This window comes from Commensalibacter oyaizuii (genome assembly GCF_029953265.1).
GTDB classification, from domain to species: Bacteria; Pseudomonadota; Alphaproteobacteria; order Acetobacterales; family Acetobacteraceae; genus Commensalibacter; species Commensalibacter oyaizuii.
Genome location: NZ_JASBAO010000001.1, coordinates 1,458,516 through 1,472,462 on the forward strand (window position 1 = coordinate 1,458,516; position 13,947 = coordinate 1,472,462).

16 protein-coding genes are annotated in these 13,947 nt (G+C 38.5%); 6 read left to right on the forward strand and 10 right to left on the reverse strand.

Features of this window, described 5'->3' with window-relative positions; genetic code table 11:
• Positions 1 to 42: 42 nt before the first annotated feature.
• The 5 genes from QJV27_RS06520 to QJV27_RS06540 form a co-directional block, all read right to left on the reverse strand.
• Positions 43 to 534, reverse strand: a complete 492-nt coding sequence (locus QJV27_RS06520) for a YdcF family protein (protein ID WP_281448131.1) — start codon at positions 532 to 534, stop codon at positions 43 to 45.
• Positions 534 to 1,784 carry a class I SAM-dependent methyltransferase gene (locus QJV27_RS06525; protein WP_281448132.1) on the reverse strand — a complete coding sequence of 417 codons (1,251 nt, stop codon included), beginning with the start codon at positions 1,782 to 1,784 and terminating at the stop codon, positions 534 to 536. Before QJV27_RS06525 ends, QJV27_RS06520 begins: the two co-directional genes overlap by 1 nt.
• The gene (locus QJV27_RS06530; protein ID WP_281448133.1) at positions 1,785 to 2,561 is read right to left on the reverse strand and encodes a glycine betaine ABC transporter substrate-binding protein; all 777 of its coding nucleotides are present in this window, start codon (positions 2,559 to 2,561) and stop codon (positions 1,785 to 1,787) included.
• A gap of 42 nt (positions 2,562 to 2,603) precedes the next feature.
• On the reverse strand, positions 2,604 to 3,428 hold the full coding sequence (locus tag QJV27_RS06535; RefSeq protein ID WP_281448134.1) for a ferritin-like domain-containing protein: 825 nt from the start codon (positions 3,426 to 3,428) through the stop codon (positions 2,604 to 2,606).
• Positions 3,429 to 3,511: 83 nt separating this feature from the next.
• Positions 3,512 to 4,513: an enoyl-CoA hydratase/isomerase family protein gene (locus QJV27_RS06540; protein ID WP_281448135.1), complete on the reverse strand. Its 1,002-nt coding sequence runs from the start codon at positions 4,511 to 4,513 to the stop codon at positions 3,512 to 3,514.
• 185 nt (positions 4,514 to 4,698) lie between these two features.
• Between QJV27_RS06540 and bioB the strand changes: the two genes are divergently transcribed.
• Positions 4,699 to 5,712 (forward strand): biotin synthase BioB, encoded by a 1,014-nt coding sequence (gene bioB / locus QJV27_RS06545; protein ID WP_281448136.1) that lies wholly within the window; start codon positions 4,699 to 4,701, stop codon positions 5,710 to 5,712.
• A 315-nt stretch (positions 5,713 to 6,027) separates the two neighbouring features.
• Here the strand turns inward: bioB and QJV27_RS06550 are convergent, their stop codons facing one another.
• Together QJV27_RS06550 and QJV27_RS06555 are read right to left on the reverse strand one after the other, a co-directional pair.
• Positions 6,028 to 6,510, reverse strand: a complete 483-nt coding sequence (locus QJV27_RS06550; RefSeq protein WP_281448137.1) for a hypothetical protein — start codon at positions 6,508 to 6,510, stop codon at positions 6,028 to 6,030.
• An 18-nt stretch (positions 6,511 to 6,528) separates the two neighbouring features.
• Positions 6,529 to 8,760: a heavy metal translocating P-type ATPase gene (locus tag QJV27_RS06555; protein WP_281448138.1), complete on the reverse strand. Its 2,232-nt coding sequence runs from the start codon at positions 8,758 to 8,760 to the stop codon at positions 6,529 to 6,531.
• 84 nt (positions 8,761 to 8,844) lie between these two features.
• Here QJV27_RS06555 and QJV27_RS06560 point away from each other — a divergent pair, with 84 nt between their 5' ends.
• Positions 8,845 to 9,036, forward strand: a complete 192-nt coding sequence (locus QJV27_RS06560) for a heavy-metal-associated domain-containing protein (RefSeq protein WP_281448139.1) — start codon at positions 8,845 to 8,847, stop codon at positions 9,034 to 9,036.
• Positions 9,037 to 9,072: 36 nt separating this feature from the next.
• Here the strand turns inward: QJV27_RS06560 and QJV27_RS06565 are convergent, their stop codons facing one another.
• Genes QJV27_RS06565 through QJV27_RS06575 form a run of 3 tightly spaced genes read right to left on the reverse strand, consistent with a single transcriptional unit; the run spans position 9,073 to position 10,788 of the window.
• Positions 9,073 to 9,696 carry a phosphoribosylanthranilate isomerase gene (locus QJV27_RS06565; protein WP_281448140.1) on the reverse strand — a complete coding sequence of 208 codons (624 nt, stop codon included), beginning with the start codon at positions 9,694 to 9,696 and terminating at the stop codon, positions 9,073 to 9,075.
• 7 nt (positions 9,697 to 9,703) lie between these two features.
• Entirely contained in the window at positions 9,704 to 10,405 is a 702-nt protein-coding gene (gene pyrF, locus QJV27_RS06570; protein ID WP_281448141.1) for an orotidine-5'-phosphate decarboxylase, read from the reverse strand.
• A 20-nt stretch (positions 10,406 to 10,425) separates the two neighbouring features.
• A complete protein-coding gene (locus QJV27_RS06575; RefSeq protein WP_281448142.1) occupies positions 10,426 to 10,788 on the reverse strand; it encodes a lipopolysaccharide assembly protein LapA domain-containing protein in 363 nt (120 codons plus the stop codon).
• Positions 10,789 to 11,039: 251 nt separating this feature from the next.
• Here QJV27_RS06575 and QJV27_RS06580 point away from each other — a divergent pair, with 251 nt between their 5' ends.
• The 4 genes from QJV27_RS06580 to QJV27_RS06595 all read left to right on the forward strand — a co-directional run bounded on the left by QJV27_RS06580 (position 11,040) and on the right by QJV27_RS06595 (position 13,922).
• Positions 11,040 to 11,324: a hypothetical protein gene (locus tag QJV27_RS06580; RefSeq protein ID WP_281448143.1), complete on the forward strand. Its 285-nt coding sequence runs from the start codon at positions 11,040 to 11,042 to the stop codon at positions 11,322 to 11,324.
• A gap of 89 nt (positions 11,325 to 11,413) precedes the next feature.
• Positions 11,414 to 11,896, forward strand: coding sequence for a protein-export chaperone SecB (locus QJV27_RS06585; RefSeq protein ID WP_281448144.1), 483 nt, complete (start codon positions 11,414 to 11,416; stop codon positions 11,894 to 11,896).
• Positions 11,897 to 11,948: 52 nt separating this feature from the next.
• Positions 11,949 to 12,533: an NUDIX domain-containing protein gene (locus QJV27_RS06590; protein ID WP_281448145.1), complete on the forward strand. Its 585-nt coding sequence runs from the start codon at positions 11,949 to 11,951 to the stop codon at positions 12,531 to 12,533.
• Between the two features lie 69 nt (positions 12,534 to 12,602).
• Positions 12,603 to 13,922 (forward strand): dicarboxylate/amino acid:cation symporter, encoded by a 1,320-nt coding sequence (locus tag QJV27_RS06595; RefSeq protein WP_281448146.1) that lies wholly within the window; start codon positions 12,603 to 12,605, stop codon positions 13,920 to 13,922.
• Positions 13,923 to 13,947 lie beyond the last annotated feature (25 nt).

Here is a 13,947-nt window from a genome sequence, read left to right on the forward strand (position 1 = left end):
AATAAATCAAAATAAAAAAAATTAATAGGATAAACGAACAGGTTAAAAAAATAGGCGAAAACTATCACATATAATTGCAGGAATTTCACGTAAACGCCAATACCAACATTTAATAAAAGAGCGCGAAGCTTTACCAACACTTCCCACGAGGCAAACGCGCCACCCCGATAAGAACATCAACCATCCGCATCGCGGTAAATGATAAGGGCTTGAAACCAATGTGACAGAATTTTGCTTTTGAACAAAATTTAATTGCTTTAGTAAGATGCTGCTCAAAATAACAGATTCCACCGTATTCTTTGCTTGGTCTTCACAAATAATACGATCTTGATGAATACCAGCTTGCAGTAACAAGGTCTTCATAGCAGCAGCCTCGGTTAAACCTGCTTTGGGATTGCCACCCGTTACAATATACAAAGGATCCTTATATCGCATTCCATATTGTGTAGCTGCCTGAATTCTAGCAATTAATGCACAATGAGGTGTTGCATCTTTTTTTAATGCAGCCCCAAAAATTACAATAGGTTGCATCATTAAGAGGATCGAACAAACACCTGATTAATGCTTTGTAAAGAATCAAATGTTTCCTTCCACATTGGAATAATTTTCTCCTCTGGCACACCACGCTTTTTTACAATATCAATAATTTCACCTAATGATCGTTGACCATCAATTAACCCAAGGAATCCCCTTGCTTGTGCAGGCAGAGGTATCATCACGGTTAACATACCAAAAGAAAAGGGTAATAAATTAGAAGGTAAAATTTGTCCGACTAAAACCTCACCTGGCATTTCTCGCATAAAGGGAATACTATCCATAGCATACGGATCTGCCATGGAAAAATCATCCTCAGCCTTACGCACATAAGCAACATGCGTTGCCATATTGCCTGCCAATCCTTCTGCGACAACGGCCTGACATCGATAATCTAATTGATCTATTTTTTCACGAATCTTAGGATCAGCAATTAAATATTTTGGATTATAACGCGCGGGTTCTATCAAAGCATTTACTTTAAATCCAACCTGATCCAGCAAATTCCAAAACGCATCAATAGTATAAGCCTGATCTCTTGGGTTTAATAACAAATCGTATAATCCAGCATCGCCACCCGTTAAATGATCACCGAAATTTTTATTATAATGCAACCATGCGGTCTTGGGTAAATGGCGCATTACTCGCTTTGCAACATCCAATCGTTTGGCTGGCACGTCATGAATGGGCGCAAGATAGGACAGGGCATCCTGTAGCATATAAACCCCTGTACGACCGTGGGGGGCATAAACCATCAATCCGATTCCTCCCCCTGTTTTTAACGCCCCTTTTAATATGCCCAGTGCATGGGCGGGATCAGGCAAATGATGTAAAACGCCACAACAATCAATATAATCAAACTGTCCCAAGTCCAAGTTAGGTAAATCCAAAATGGACCCTTGAATATAACTTAGATTGGTAAGATTTCTGACCTTAGCACGTTCTTGAACAACGGTTAAAACCGCACCAGCACGATCCAGGCAAACGACCTCGCCCGAACGGTTGCGACGCGCCATTTGCTGGGCAATCATGATTGCTGCATCCCCAGTCCCGCATCCAGCAACCAAAACGCGTAAGGGTTGTTCAGAAGATCGCTTGCCACCGAAAACCCAATAATCAATCTCATTTAAATGACTTGGACTACCAATAAATAACCGTTTTTTTTCATCCTGAGGATTACGTTCAGGATAAGGGTATGCCTCGTATTGTTGGGAAAGGCTAATATCTCGTGGATCTTTTTTTTGTGTCATTTATGCTCTTACTACCAATTTACCACGTTGCCACTCTTCCGCGGCCTCGTGTGCATCCATGCCGTTAACACGTACGGCATGTTCCATTAACTTTACAACCTGATTTCCCAGTGTCATTTCTGCCAGTTCGTCAATCAAATCTGATCCTAATACCGAAACAATTCGATCTCGAATTAAAATAGTCGCTCTTTGTTCACTATTGACCATGGCCTTGGGATCTTGCAAGGAATAAAGCCTTTGATCATCATCTAGAAAACTAGGGTGATATCCAATGATGATCTTGCCCTCTTGAGACTGCAAAATTTGCTGATAACGTTTAAAAGCCGCTTCATCAGCAACGGGAATCAAACTATAGCCAGACTCTAATAATCCGTAAGCAACAAAAATCTCCTGAACTTTTTCATATAGGGTTGCAGGAACTTCAACATTACGATGAATAGAATCAACGGATTTTAAATGATCAATAGAGCTTATTTCAGATTGAAATTGAACAGGTAAAGCGAAAAACAAAGTGGGATGATACAATGTACCGATGGATTTCATTAAAGGAAAATCATTTATTAAGCTGTTATGAACATCTGGCAACCATAACGTGGTAAAAATATCGATTTCCCCAGCTTTCAGTTCTTGAATCAAAGCTGCCTTTTCACCTGTGATAAACTCAATATCAAAAATATCATGAGCTTCTAAAACCCGCAAAACTGCGGCAGCTGTTGCCTCGTGCAGTACTGTATCAAAAAAACCTAATTTCAAACTTTTTATACTTATGCTCTTCATACTTTACCCGTCATTACTGTTTTTTAATACATCTGCTATTAATCATAAATTAACTACTTGTTTAGCATAAGATTTCTGCTGTTTTTTTATAAGCGTCATCCCTAATCCTGCCAGACGATCCTGCCACTTGGTAGAGGGCATCCAACCAATCGTCTTAAATGCCATATTTACCACTCGAACCACGTGATGACGCTGATATAAAGGCATAGCTTTGACCATATATAATGCTATACACCGTTTATGATTATAAGGCATCCCTTCTGGCTCGTTTGTAATATGATAAGCGGACGCCAATTCATCATCCTGACTTTCAATAATACGACCAAGAGCAATTTTAGCACGCTGCCATTTAGAGAGATTATCCTTCTCTAAATATTTTTTCATTCCGTCGTAAAATAATTTAAAATGACGGAATTCATCCCCAGCAATACGACGGCAAATATCTTTTAATACTGGTTCTTTTACGTAATCAGCCAAAGCACTGTAATATGAAGATGTTCCAACTTCTACCATGGCCCTTGCGATAAATTCTCCAGCCTGCGAACCACGAATGGAATTTTGAGCATCCATATCGATTTTATAAAAATTCCTAAATCGTTCAAATGAATCTTTATAATCCCAATTTGGATCTGCAAGCATTCCCCAACGACCTAATGCCTCGCCATGCTGTACTTCTTCGTTTTCCCAATCCTGAAAAAGTTTCTTCATTTCAGGGTCATCAGCAAAAATATTATTGAGATATACAGTATAATCAACACTGTTACGCTCGACAACCGATGCAGCTTTGATTAAAGGTAACACTTCCTGATCAATAAGAGAAGGATCAAACTGATCCCATTTGATCTGCTCAATATCCCAATGCTTCATAATTACATACCTTAAAAAAACACTTTTAATTATATTTAATTCAAAAATCAGTGATTATGAAGAAGATTATATAAAAAAATAGTTTAGAATTGATGTGCTGTTGTAAAACACATATCAACAAGATCAGAGGAAACCTTGCCGCGATCCCATTTCGGATTTCTGTCTTTATCAATTACACTGGCTCTGACACCTTCTATAAAATCAGGACGAGCGATTAAATGGCTGATCAAATTCAAATCCTGTTGTAAAACTTCGCCCAAATCGCGCAGTTTGCGATGCCAAGCCTTGTAAGTAATCCATAAAGAAAAGGGACATGCGGCTTGCATTGCCTGCATATCTGTTTTTGCCCAATTAAAATTACATGTCTCTAAATTCGTTATAATTGTCTCTATATCTGGGGAATCATAGACCTGTTTAACTTCTTGTAAAAACTGCGGGTCAAACTGTAAATCACGCTTATAGGGTTGTAATAATTCCTCTGGATTGGCAGTTTCAAGTTGCGATATTAATGCTTCTATTTCAATAGAAGGAACAATATAATCAGCAAATCCCAGTCGAATAGCATCTTCTGCTTGAAAGCGTAATCCTGTTAACATCGCCCTTAGTCCAGTATAACCTGGGGCTTTACCAAACAATAAATTACTGCCAGCATCTGGGGTTAATCCAATCATTACCTCTGGCATCGCTAAAACTGATCGTTCGGTAACGATGCGATACGGGACAAACGCACCAAGACCAATCCCACCCCCCATTGTAATGCCATCCATCACGCTGACCACAGACTTGGGGTAATGTGCAACGTAATTTACCAGCTCGTAATTATGTTTAAATATGCCTATGGCTTGTTCGTAATCACCCTGTTTTAAAAATGTGGTGATTTGTCGAATATCTCCACCTGCACAAAATGCTTTCGGCTGACTACTATTTATAATAATTACTTTAATATGTTCTGCGATCTTCCAGCATTCTAATTGATCTATAATTTCACGTTGCAACACACCATCAATCGCATTTAATGCCTGTGGGCGGTTTAATGTTAATATACCTAATTGTCCCTTTTCCTGAGCAATAATCCAACGTTTCATTTAACACCTTTTTTATTTCGTCATAGTTTATTATTAACCATACAGGACATGGTTTTCTATATTCCATATAAAAGATGAATTTTATATTCACTTTATTTTGCATTATTTTTTTTATATAAACTGACAGTAAAATACCTTAAAGATAATATGCGTTATTTTATTTTCTTAATTTCAAGGACCTTTGCATGCTTGCCCACAAGATTGACTCTGTTTTACCTCCTTTGGAACAGGCGTTTCCTATTCGTCACGATTGGACAAAAGAAGAAATTGCTGCCCTATTTGCCCTTCCCATGCCAGAATTAATGTTCAAAGCACAATTAGCGCACAGAACTTATTTTGATCCAACCCAGATTCAAGTGGCAACATTGCTGTCAATCAAGAGTGGAGGCTGTCCAGAGGACTGTGCCTATTGCCCACAAAGTGCAAAACATGCTGAAAAAATTAAAGCCGATCGCTTAATGGCCGTTGACGAAGTTTTAAAAAGAGCCAAGGCAGCCAAAGAAGAAGGGGCAACACGCTTTTGTATGGGGGCTGCATGGCGTTCGCCCAAGGATCACGATTTAGAAACCGTTTGTGCCATGATTGAAGGGGTCAAAAATCTTGGTCTTGAAACCTGTGTAACCTTGGGCATGCTAAATCTGGAACAAACATTAAAATTAAAGCAAGCTGGGCTTGATTACTATAATCATAACCTTGATACATCTGAAGAACATTACGAGAAAATTATTTCAACACGCACATACCAAGATCGCTTGGACACGCTGGCATTTGTGCGTGATGCTGGTATTAAAGTATGCTGTGGCGGGATTTTAGGCATGAACGAGCAAGAAATCGACCGTGCCAATATGATTAAAACCCTTGCAAACCTTCCCAAACACCCAGAAAGTGTTCCCATTAATTTATTAATCCGCGTTAAGGGTACCCCGTTAGAAGATGCACAACCCATTGATCCTATGGATTTTATACGCACAATTGCTGTGACACGCATTACCATGCCACAAAGTTATGTTCGCCTTGCTGCTGGCAGAACAGAAATGAGCGCTGAAATGCAAACCTTGTGTTATTTGGCAGGGGTCAATTCTATTTTCTTAGGGGAAAGATTGTTAACGTGTCCAAATCCTGAAAAAAGCAGCGATTTGACCCTATTTAACAAATTAGGGCTCAAAATTGCTTCCAAAACTGTTGAAGCCTCTGCTTAATCTTTTTACAACGGGTCTAATATCAAAGACCCGTTGCTGCCCTGTACAAATAACGATTATGTCTACTTTATATATTAATAATAATAACCGTTGAAATTATTCAACTTCGGTTCATTGTGTTTTCATTTATAAATGATCTAATAATAAGCAAGAAAGATCCGTTTTTATATTTCTTGAGACAAATTGATAAATTCACTTTGTTAAGTGTCAACTAATATCACAATATTGAACTGGTCTTCACCTTGATCATGCTTTTATTAAGAAAATAAACGTTATCATCAAAATAACGCCTATTTTAATTACACAACATTATTTTTACATGAAATTATTAATACCAATAATTTTAATAAGTTTTTTCTCCTTGCCGTGACGAGACTGATCTGGGAGAACATTTGCAAACCATATTTCTCCATTTCCAAAAGCCATACCTCGATAAGTTGCTAACATATTTTCAAATTTTTGTTGAGAGACGATATATTCAATTTTGGGCGTAATAATCGCATCATAATTTTTGATAAATTGCGCCTTTGTTTTTATCGAAACTTGTTTCCCGTCCAACTGTACAATTAATGGATATTTTATCAAATTAGCAATCTTGGTTTTGTCTTTTTGAGCAATATACTCTTTCAAAATCTTAAAAAAAGCACGATATTCGTCGTGACTACCATATAACTGATCCAACTTTGCGTTAATTTGCTGGTCACTGACCTGTACATTATCTTCAGCAAATACATTCGTATTATACAAAACAGATCCAATAAACAAAAAAAGACCTGTTAAAATATATTTACACTTCATTTTTGTTCCCTCTTAATCCTAGATATTGGCTTTCCAACGTAAAAGACGTAAAGCATTCATGACAACACAAACGCTACTTAATGCCATTGCTCCACCTGCGATTGCTGGGCTTAATAATCCACAAACAGCTAATGGAATGCCAATCACATTATAGATAAACGCCCAAAATAAACCTTCTTTGATCCGTTGATGCGTCTTTTGTGCGATATCAATTGTTGCAACCACCAATCCCGGATGATTGCGCATTAAAACAACCCCAGCGACTTCGGCAGCGACATCTGTTCCTTCACCGATCGCAATTCCTAAATCGGCTGCGGCTAATGCAGGGGCATCATTAATACCATCCCCTACCATTGCAACCTTACAAGTTTTATCCTTTTCTTTGCTAATTTCAACTATAATACGTTGTTTATCTTCAGGACTTAAATTAGCATGAACTTCTTTGATACCTAAAATATCAGCAACTTTTTGTGCCGCTTGGGCATTATCACCTGTTAAAATAACAGGGGAAATATGCTTTGCTTTTAATTGAATAATAGCCTCTTTAGCACCCTCGCGAATGTGATCTTCAAAAGCAATAACCCCCAGTAATTCATAATATTGTGCATTGTTATACCGCACCAACCATGATAGGGTTGCGTCCAAAGCATCAGAAGATAACGCCTCGATATCTAATCCTAAAGCTGCCACCATCGCCGCATTTCCAAAGAAAAATTGTTGACCATCAATTTTCCCTGTAATTCCACGGCCTTGGTCTTTAATGACACGAAAGGCTTCTGGATCATTTAAAGATATTTGTTCTTGCTTGGCTTGTATAAGTAACGCCTTAGATAAAGGATGTTCGCTGGCTAGCGATAAACTTGCCGTCCAATACAAAACTTGTTTTTTATCAATACCAGCCTTGGGGACAATAGATATAACCGACAATCGACCTTGTGACAGCGTACCTGTTTTATCAAATCCGACAGCTTGGATATGTGTCGCACGTTCCAAGGATTCCGCATCACGAATTAGAATACCTGCCCTTGCAGCAGCCCCACAGCCCGTTGCCAACGCAGTCGGCGTGGCAAGACCCAATGCACATGGACATGCAATCACAAGTACCGCAGCCCCATGCAATAATCCTTCAACCAATAATCCATATTCCAACCACCACCATAAAAATGTACCGAATGCAACTATAATCACAATTGGTACAAATACCGCGCTTATTCGATCCACTAACTTTTGAATAGGAGCTTTAGAAGCTTGGGCACTTTCAACCAGTCTTACAATCGCAGCTAAGCGAGTCTCTTGCCCTGTTTTTTCAACTTGAATTAACAAACGACCATTTTCATTTAATGAACCACCTGTAACCCGATCGCCAATTTTTTTCTCGATCGGAATGGCTTCACCAGTTAACATCGATTCATCGACAGCACTTTCCCCTTGGGTAATTACCCCGTCACATGGAACACGTTCACCAGGACGAACCACCACAATATCCCCAACTTTTATCTGCTCATTAGGGATTACCACCTCTGTTCCATCAACCCATTTGCATACTGTATTAGGTCTTAGTGCTTGTAATGCACGAATAGAGGATGCAGCTTTGTGGCGCGCACGTTTTTCCAACCAATGCCCAAACAAAATAAACGTGATAATTAACGCAGAACTCTCATAGTACAAATGTGGTTCAGAGGTCGACCCATCGGAAAGTAAAAAGTTAACAAGTAAAACCGTACTTAATATCCACGCAGCACTGGAGCCCAGTGCCACCAATAAATCCATATTACCTGTGCCTGCTTTAATGGCACGAAACCCCGCCACGTAAAAATGACGACCCAGCCAAAATTGCACAGGTGTTGCCAACAAAAATTGCAACCATCCTGGCAGCATCCATTGATGGTGAATGCTGCCCGTAATCATTGAAATTACTAATGGCGCAGATAACAAAGCAGCAATGACCCATGCCCACATATCTTTTTGTGCAGTATCTTCTGCATTAACTTGGTCTTGTTGCTTGGGATTAATCCATGATGCGTTATATCCCCCTTTTCCCACCATATCTTCGATAACTGCAATTTTTTTTTGCATATCAATTTCTGACACAAAGGTCACTCTGGCAGTTTCCAAAGTTAAATTCACACTGACATCTTCGACCCCATCAACTCGTTTAATGATTTTTTCTACACGCCTTACACAAGAGGCACATGTCATATTGCCAATGGTAAAATCAGCAGTTGTTAAAGCGGAAGATTCATTAGACATCTTTACTTCATCCTGTTTTTATAGCCTAATATAAAAATAAGTATTGTTATCGTATATTGTGATTAGCTAACGGAGTTGCAAACTATGCAAACCTATCAAATTAAAGGTATGACATGTCAACATTGCGCCAATGCAGTAAAAGAGGCCATTGAAGCCTTGCCCAATGTCGAAGAAACTATTGTTGATTTAAAAACTGGAACCGTCAAGGTTAAAGGCAATCCTGATCCAGCCGCATTTAAAGCAGCAATCGAGGAAGAAGGCTATGAAGTTATCTAAATAACAACTATGCCTCTATAAACTAGAGGCATAGTATCAGATTTTTTTTCGAATATTTTCCACAAAGCTGCGAATTAATACAGGATCCTTCTCGCCCATGCAACGTTCAACCCCTGAGGATACATCAACAGCCAAAGCTTGAGCTTCGACAATCGCTGTTGTTACATTTTCTGGTGTTAATCCACCTGCCAATAACCAAGGTCGCGGTGCCTGCCAATTTTTTGTTAACTGCCAATCAAAAACTCGTCCATTTCCTCCTGGCCTGCTATCACTCTGATTGGCAGGGGCTTCAATCACCATTCCTGTAACAGGGCAACTCGTGGGTAAATCTGCACGTGATTTTACCCCCTTTGCCACCCAAACAGGAATACCAAAAATAGTTTGGATTACTGAGGCATTTTCCATAGAGGTATAAAGTTGCAACACATCCAAATGAACGTAATCTAAAATACGACGAATATCATCGACAGTGGGTTTTACAAATAACCCAACCCGTTGTAATCCATCCGCTTTATAATCTGGTAACAAAGCAGCCTGACTGGGTTCTATATATCTTGGGGATGGGGGATAAAAAACAATACCAACCCAATTCACTTGTAATTCGGCCAATAAATCATAGGTGGCTGAATCTTTTACACCACATATCTTAATAGCCGTCACGTTTTTATTATCCCTGTAATTGTTGCACAATCATTTGTGCGATATGTTCTGGATGTGAAGCTTTCGTAATCGGACGGCCAACGACAACCCAACTAGCACCAGCTTTGCGTGCTTGTAGGGGGGTCATGACGCGTTGTTGATCATCAGCCACTGCGTCAGGCAGGCGAATACCAGGAACCACCAATGGCACCTGATCTCCTAAATGACGCCGTAAATACTCAACTTCTAAAGGCGAACAAACCAACCCGTCAACGCCTGCTTCTATTGCCATCTTTCCCAGTAATAACACTTGTTCTAAGGGGGTTTTACTAATACCAATACTGTTTAAATTATCCTGATCCATACTGGTTAAAACCGTCACCCCCAATAAAATTGGCTTTTGACTGTCTTGAAAATGCATATCAATGGATTGGCGTGCGGCTTTGATCATATCTTTACCACCCATCGTATGAATAGTTAGCATCGCGGGTTTCACGGGAGCAAGACTGGCAATCGCAGAGGCAACAGTATTTGGAATATCATGTAATTTTAAGTCCAAAAATATCTGTCGTCCCATTGCTAAACGACAGACAGCATCAAATCCACAAGCATAGGTAAATTCCATACCAATCTTAATCATCTGCCCCGTAGCATCAGCAATCCTTGCCCATTCCTCTGCTTGTTTAGGATCTTTTGTATCCAGCGCCAGAATCAGTCCAGTTTTAATCATAATCTTAAATACCACTTGCTTTAATGAGAATCTTCGTTACTCGATTCAATGGTCGTTGCAGTGGATGTTGGCGTAATACCTACGGGCTGTGTTACTTGGGGCTGAGTCATTGCAATGTATTTTGACTGCAACTCTGATAATTGTTTTTCTAGATCACGCATTTTTTGTTCAGCTTTACGAGCACGGCGCCACTGACCAACCAACGAAATAAATACAGTTAATGCACCAATTGCAAAAGACGCAATCCCTAATAATAACGCAAAAATACCAACTGATGTTTTCCAGCTAATCATAAAAAAGCTCATAGGCACAGGCTCTAAATTAAGCAACAAAAATATGACCAAAACCGCCAAAAACACCGTAATAATGACAAAACGCAACACTTAAATTATCTCCCTAATCATGAATGGGTATCGCCAAGCTATATATTATATATTACAATTTAATAAACTAAGTCACTGATTTTCCACAGGAGAAAAATAGAAAATATATTCATCTCAAATATTTTAAAATACTTATAAAATAATATTTTTAAAATTTACACGCAAAGCGGTATTATAACAACCAAGAGGATATTAATCAATGCGCTTTTACCTAGCCACTAATATACCATAACGTACGCTATTGATATTCAATGACGAAAATTATTCCATTTCAAAAAAATAAAAACAAACTGTGGGCCACAGCCTTTTTAATCAAAGGCAAGCGATGTGTCGCCAATATTTATACCTCTAAATGCAAAGCAATAGAAGATTGTTTGTGGCGTCAAAAAGAGGTAAATGCTTATAAACATTTATTAATCAGCAATAACCAACCCGTGCCACATTACTACATTATAACCTTGCATCGATCCGAATTACCAAAAAATTGGAAGCCCCTCCCAGCCCTTGGATTTTTACTAACAACAAAATACTCTTAAAACTAAGGCTTTAATTTTGTTTCAAGGTTCGATATTCCTATAATCTTCATACTATTCCTAGATAATAATTTACATAAGTGATCTTTAAAATGAATACAAAAACACAAACCCCTATCAAAACAGAGTTAAAAGATCTTACAATCAATACGCAATATGTTAAAGAAATTAGCCTTAAGATTCCTCACGCTCCAACGATTTTTAGACACATGCCCCCTTCTCCCCAATTAACGGTAATCGTTGATGTCAACGCACAGCAACTGGTAGAGAATCAACCTAATTTTGATGTAACCGTTATCCTAACTTGTAAAAGCACAGCACAAATCGAAGAAGACAAACAACAAATTTCTATATTTGATATTCACTTAGAATATGCAGGAATTGTTACATTCCCACATTTGGACACCTCAAATTTAGAGGAGCTATTAATGGTTCATACACCAGACATTTTATTTCCAGAAATACGCAATATTATCCGTAGTTTAAGTTACGACGCAAATCTACCCCCTGTCATTTTACAACGTATTAATTTCGCCCAATTATGGCAAGAAAAGAAGCAATCTAGTAAAGAATAGTCATGCTTCTAATTATAATATCTTCACACGAACTCTGTAAGGATCGAAATTAATGACAACAAAGAAGATTATTGGTCAACCTGACCCTGGTGGAATTACGCCCGTTTCATCCCGTGTCGCTTATAAAAATCGCTGGTTAACGATACGTGAAGATATTATTCGTTATCCTAACGGTCTTGACGGTATGTTCGGTGTTGTTGAACGGAATGAATTTGCTGTTATTTTACCCTTAGGTGAAGAAAACAATACCAAAACCGTTACTTTAATTCGTCAATATCGTTACCCTGTTGGGCAAACATTATGGGAACTGCCTATGGGGATGTGGGAGTTAAAACCAGATGCATCGCCTGAAACAGTCGCCGCAGGAGAATTAGAAGAAGAAACTGGATTGCGTGCAGAAAACATGATACATGCAGGCAGTTTTTATCAAGGTGCTGGATTTTCTACACAAAAGGGCCACGTTTTTTTGGCAACTGGACTTACCCAACATTCAACAAAAAGGGAAGCTACTGAGCAAAATATGACTTGCCATACCGTACCATTACCTCAATTTGAGCAAATGATTGAAAAAGGTGAAATTACCTGCATGGTTACGATCGCTGCGTTTTGCTTATTACGCAGCAAAAAATTAATTTGACATATAATGAAGCAGCTTTTTAAACAGATAAACTTGTGTGTTTAAGACTTTAGAATAAGGAACAAAAGTATGGCAGAAACACAGACACCACAAGATAACCCCAAAACACAAAATAGTCTTTTAAAACACACACTGGTTATTGGTATTGCCATGATATCAGGGCTTATCTTAGGTCTACTCTGTAATGCCTATGGTGCACAAATTCAAATCACCAAACACTCAAACCTTATTCAATTTATTACTCAGGCCTCTGATTTGGTTGTCCATCTTTTTTTAAGATTGATAAAAATGATTGTTGCCCCACTTGTATTGGCAACCCTAGTCGCAGGTATTAGTAATGTAGAAGATACAGGAACCATCAAGCGAATAGGACTGAAAGTTATCCTATGGTTCGTTGCTGCATCCTTTGTATCCTTAGCCGTTGGTATGATTTTTGCCAATATTATTAAGCCTGGGGTTAACTTTACGAAAAACCTTCCTCCTACTAACATGGCTGCACATTCCGACTATCATTTTGATGTTGCTAAATTTATTTTACACATCGTTCCTGATAGCGTTATGGATGCGATGGTACGTAATGATATGTTGCAATTAGTTGTCTTTGCTATTTTCTTTGGCATGGCTTTAGCTAATATCCCTGGTAAATCCGCACAACTCTTTAAAGATGGAATGGATACATTAGGCAAAATCATGTTAAAAATTACTGACATGGTTATGAAAATTGTCCCTCTTGTTGTATTTTCATCTTTACTATCCATTGCGACCCAAAACGGTATTTCCATCATCGAAAAATACGGTCTTTATTTAATAGAATTTTACAGTGTCGTTCTGATTATGTGGGCTATTTTAATTGGCACCTCCTATTTAATGATTGGAAAAAAAACATTTAGATTACTCCCTTTTATTTCAGAGCCAGTCCTAGTTGGCTTTGCGACTGCCAGCAGTGAATCTGCGTTTCCTCGTCTACTTGAACAATTAACCAAATTTGGTGTATCTCCTAAAATATCAGGATTTGTTGTTCCTTTAGGGTACAGCTTTAATTTATGCGGTACAATGGTTTTTTTATCATTTGCTGCTATTTTTATTGCTCAAGCTTATAATATAAACATGCCACTAGATAAACAGATCATGATGTTACTAGTAATGATGATTAGCAGCAAAGGAATCGCTGGTGTCCCACGTGCATCCATGGTTATGTTAGCCGCCGTTATGCCAAGCTTTGACATTCCAGAAGCAGGACTTGCCCTTATTATAGGGATTGATCAATTCTTAGATATGGCAAGAACTGCAACAAGTGTGCTTGGAAATGGTTTAGTTGCTGCAATCGCTAATGAATGGGATTTAAAAGATCAAGCACGAAAACAATCCCAAGAAACCCTTTCATCCTAACTCATTAATTTATTTTATTTGGTGC

Excerpts from the sequence above, each read along its gene's own strand:
- QJV27_RS06520 (WP_281448131.1), bottom strand. The coding sequence starts at position 534 with ATGATGCAACCTATTGTAATTTTTGGGGCTGCATTAAAAAAAGATGCA.
- QJV27_RS06525 (WP_281448132.1), bottom strand. The coding sequence starts at position 1,784 with ATGACACAAAAAAAAGATCCACGAGATATTAGCCTTTCCCAACAATAC.
- QJV27_RS06530 (WP_281448133.1), bottom strand. The coding sequence starts at position 2,561 with ATGAAGAGCATAAGTATAAAAAGTTTGAAATTAGGTTTTTTTGATACA.
- QJV27_RS06535 (WP_281448134.1), bottom strand. The coding sequence starts at position 3,428 with ATGAAGCATTGGGATATTGAGCAGATCAAATGGGATCAGTTTGATCCT.
- QJV27_RS06540 (WP_281448135.1), bottom strand. The coding sequence starts at position 4,513 with ATGAAACGTTGGATTATTGCTCAGGAAAAGGGACAATTAGGTATATTA.
- bioB (WP_281448136.1), top strand. The coding sequence starts at position 4,699 with ATGCTTGCCCACAAGATTGACTCTGTTTTACCTCCTTTGGAACAGGCG.
- QJV27_RS06550 (WP_281448137.1), bottom strand. The coding sequence starts at position 6,510 with ATGAAGTGTAAATATATTTTAACAGGTCTTTTTTTGTTTATTGGATCT.
- QJV27_RS06555 (WP_281448138.1), bottom strand. The coding sequence starts at position 8,760 with ATGTCTAATGAATCTTCCGCTTTAACAACTGCTGATTTTACCATTGGC.
- QJV27_RS06560 (WP_281448139.1), top strand. The coding sequence starts at position 8,845 with ATGCAAACCTATCAAATTAAAGGTATGACATGTCAACATTGCGCCAAT.
- pyrF (WP_281448141.1), bottom strand. The coding sequence starts at position 10,405 with ATGATTAAAACTGGACTGATTCTGGCGCTGGATACAAAAGATCCTAAA.
- QJV27_RS06580 (WP_281448143.1), top strand. The coding sequence starts at position 11,040 with ATGACGAAAATTATTCCATTTCAAAAAAATAAAAACAAACTGTGGGCC.
- QJV27_RS06585 (WP_281448144.1), top strand. The coding sequence starts at position 11,414 with ATGAATACAAAAACACAAACCCCTATCAAAACAGAGTTAAAAGATCTT.
- QJV27_RS06590 (WP_281448145.1), top strand. The coding sequence starts at position 11,949 with ATGACAACAAAGAAGATTATTGGTCAACCTGACCCTGGTGGAATTACG.
- QJV27_RS06595 (WP_281448146.1), top strand. The coding sequence starts at position 12,603 with ATGGCAGAAACACAGACACCACAAGATAACCCCAAAACACAAAATAGT.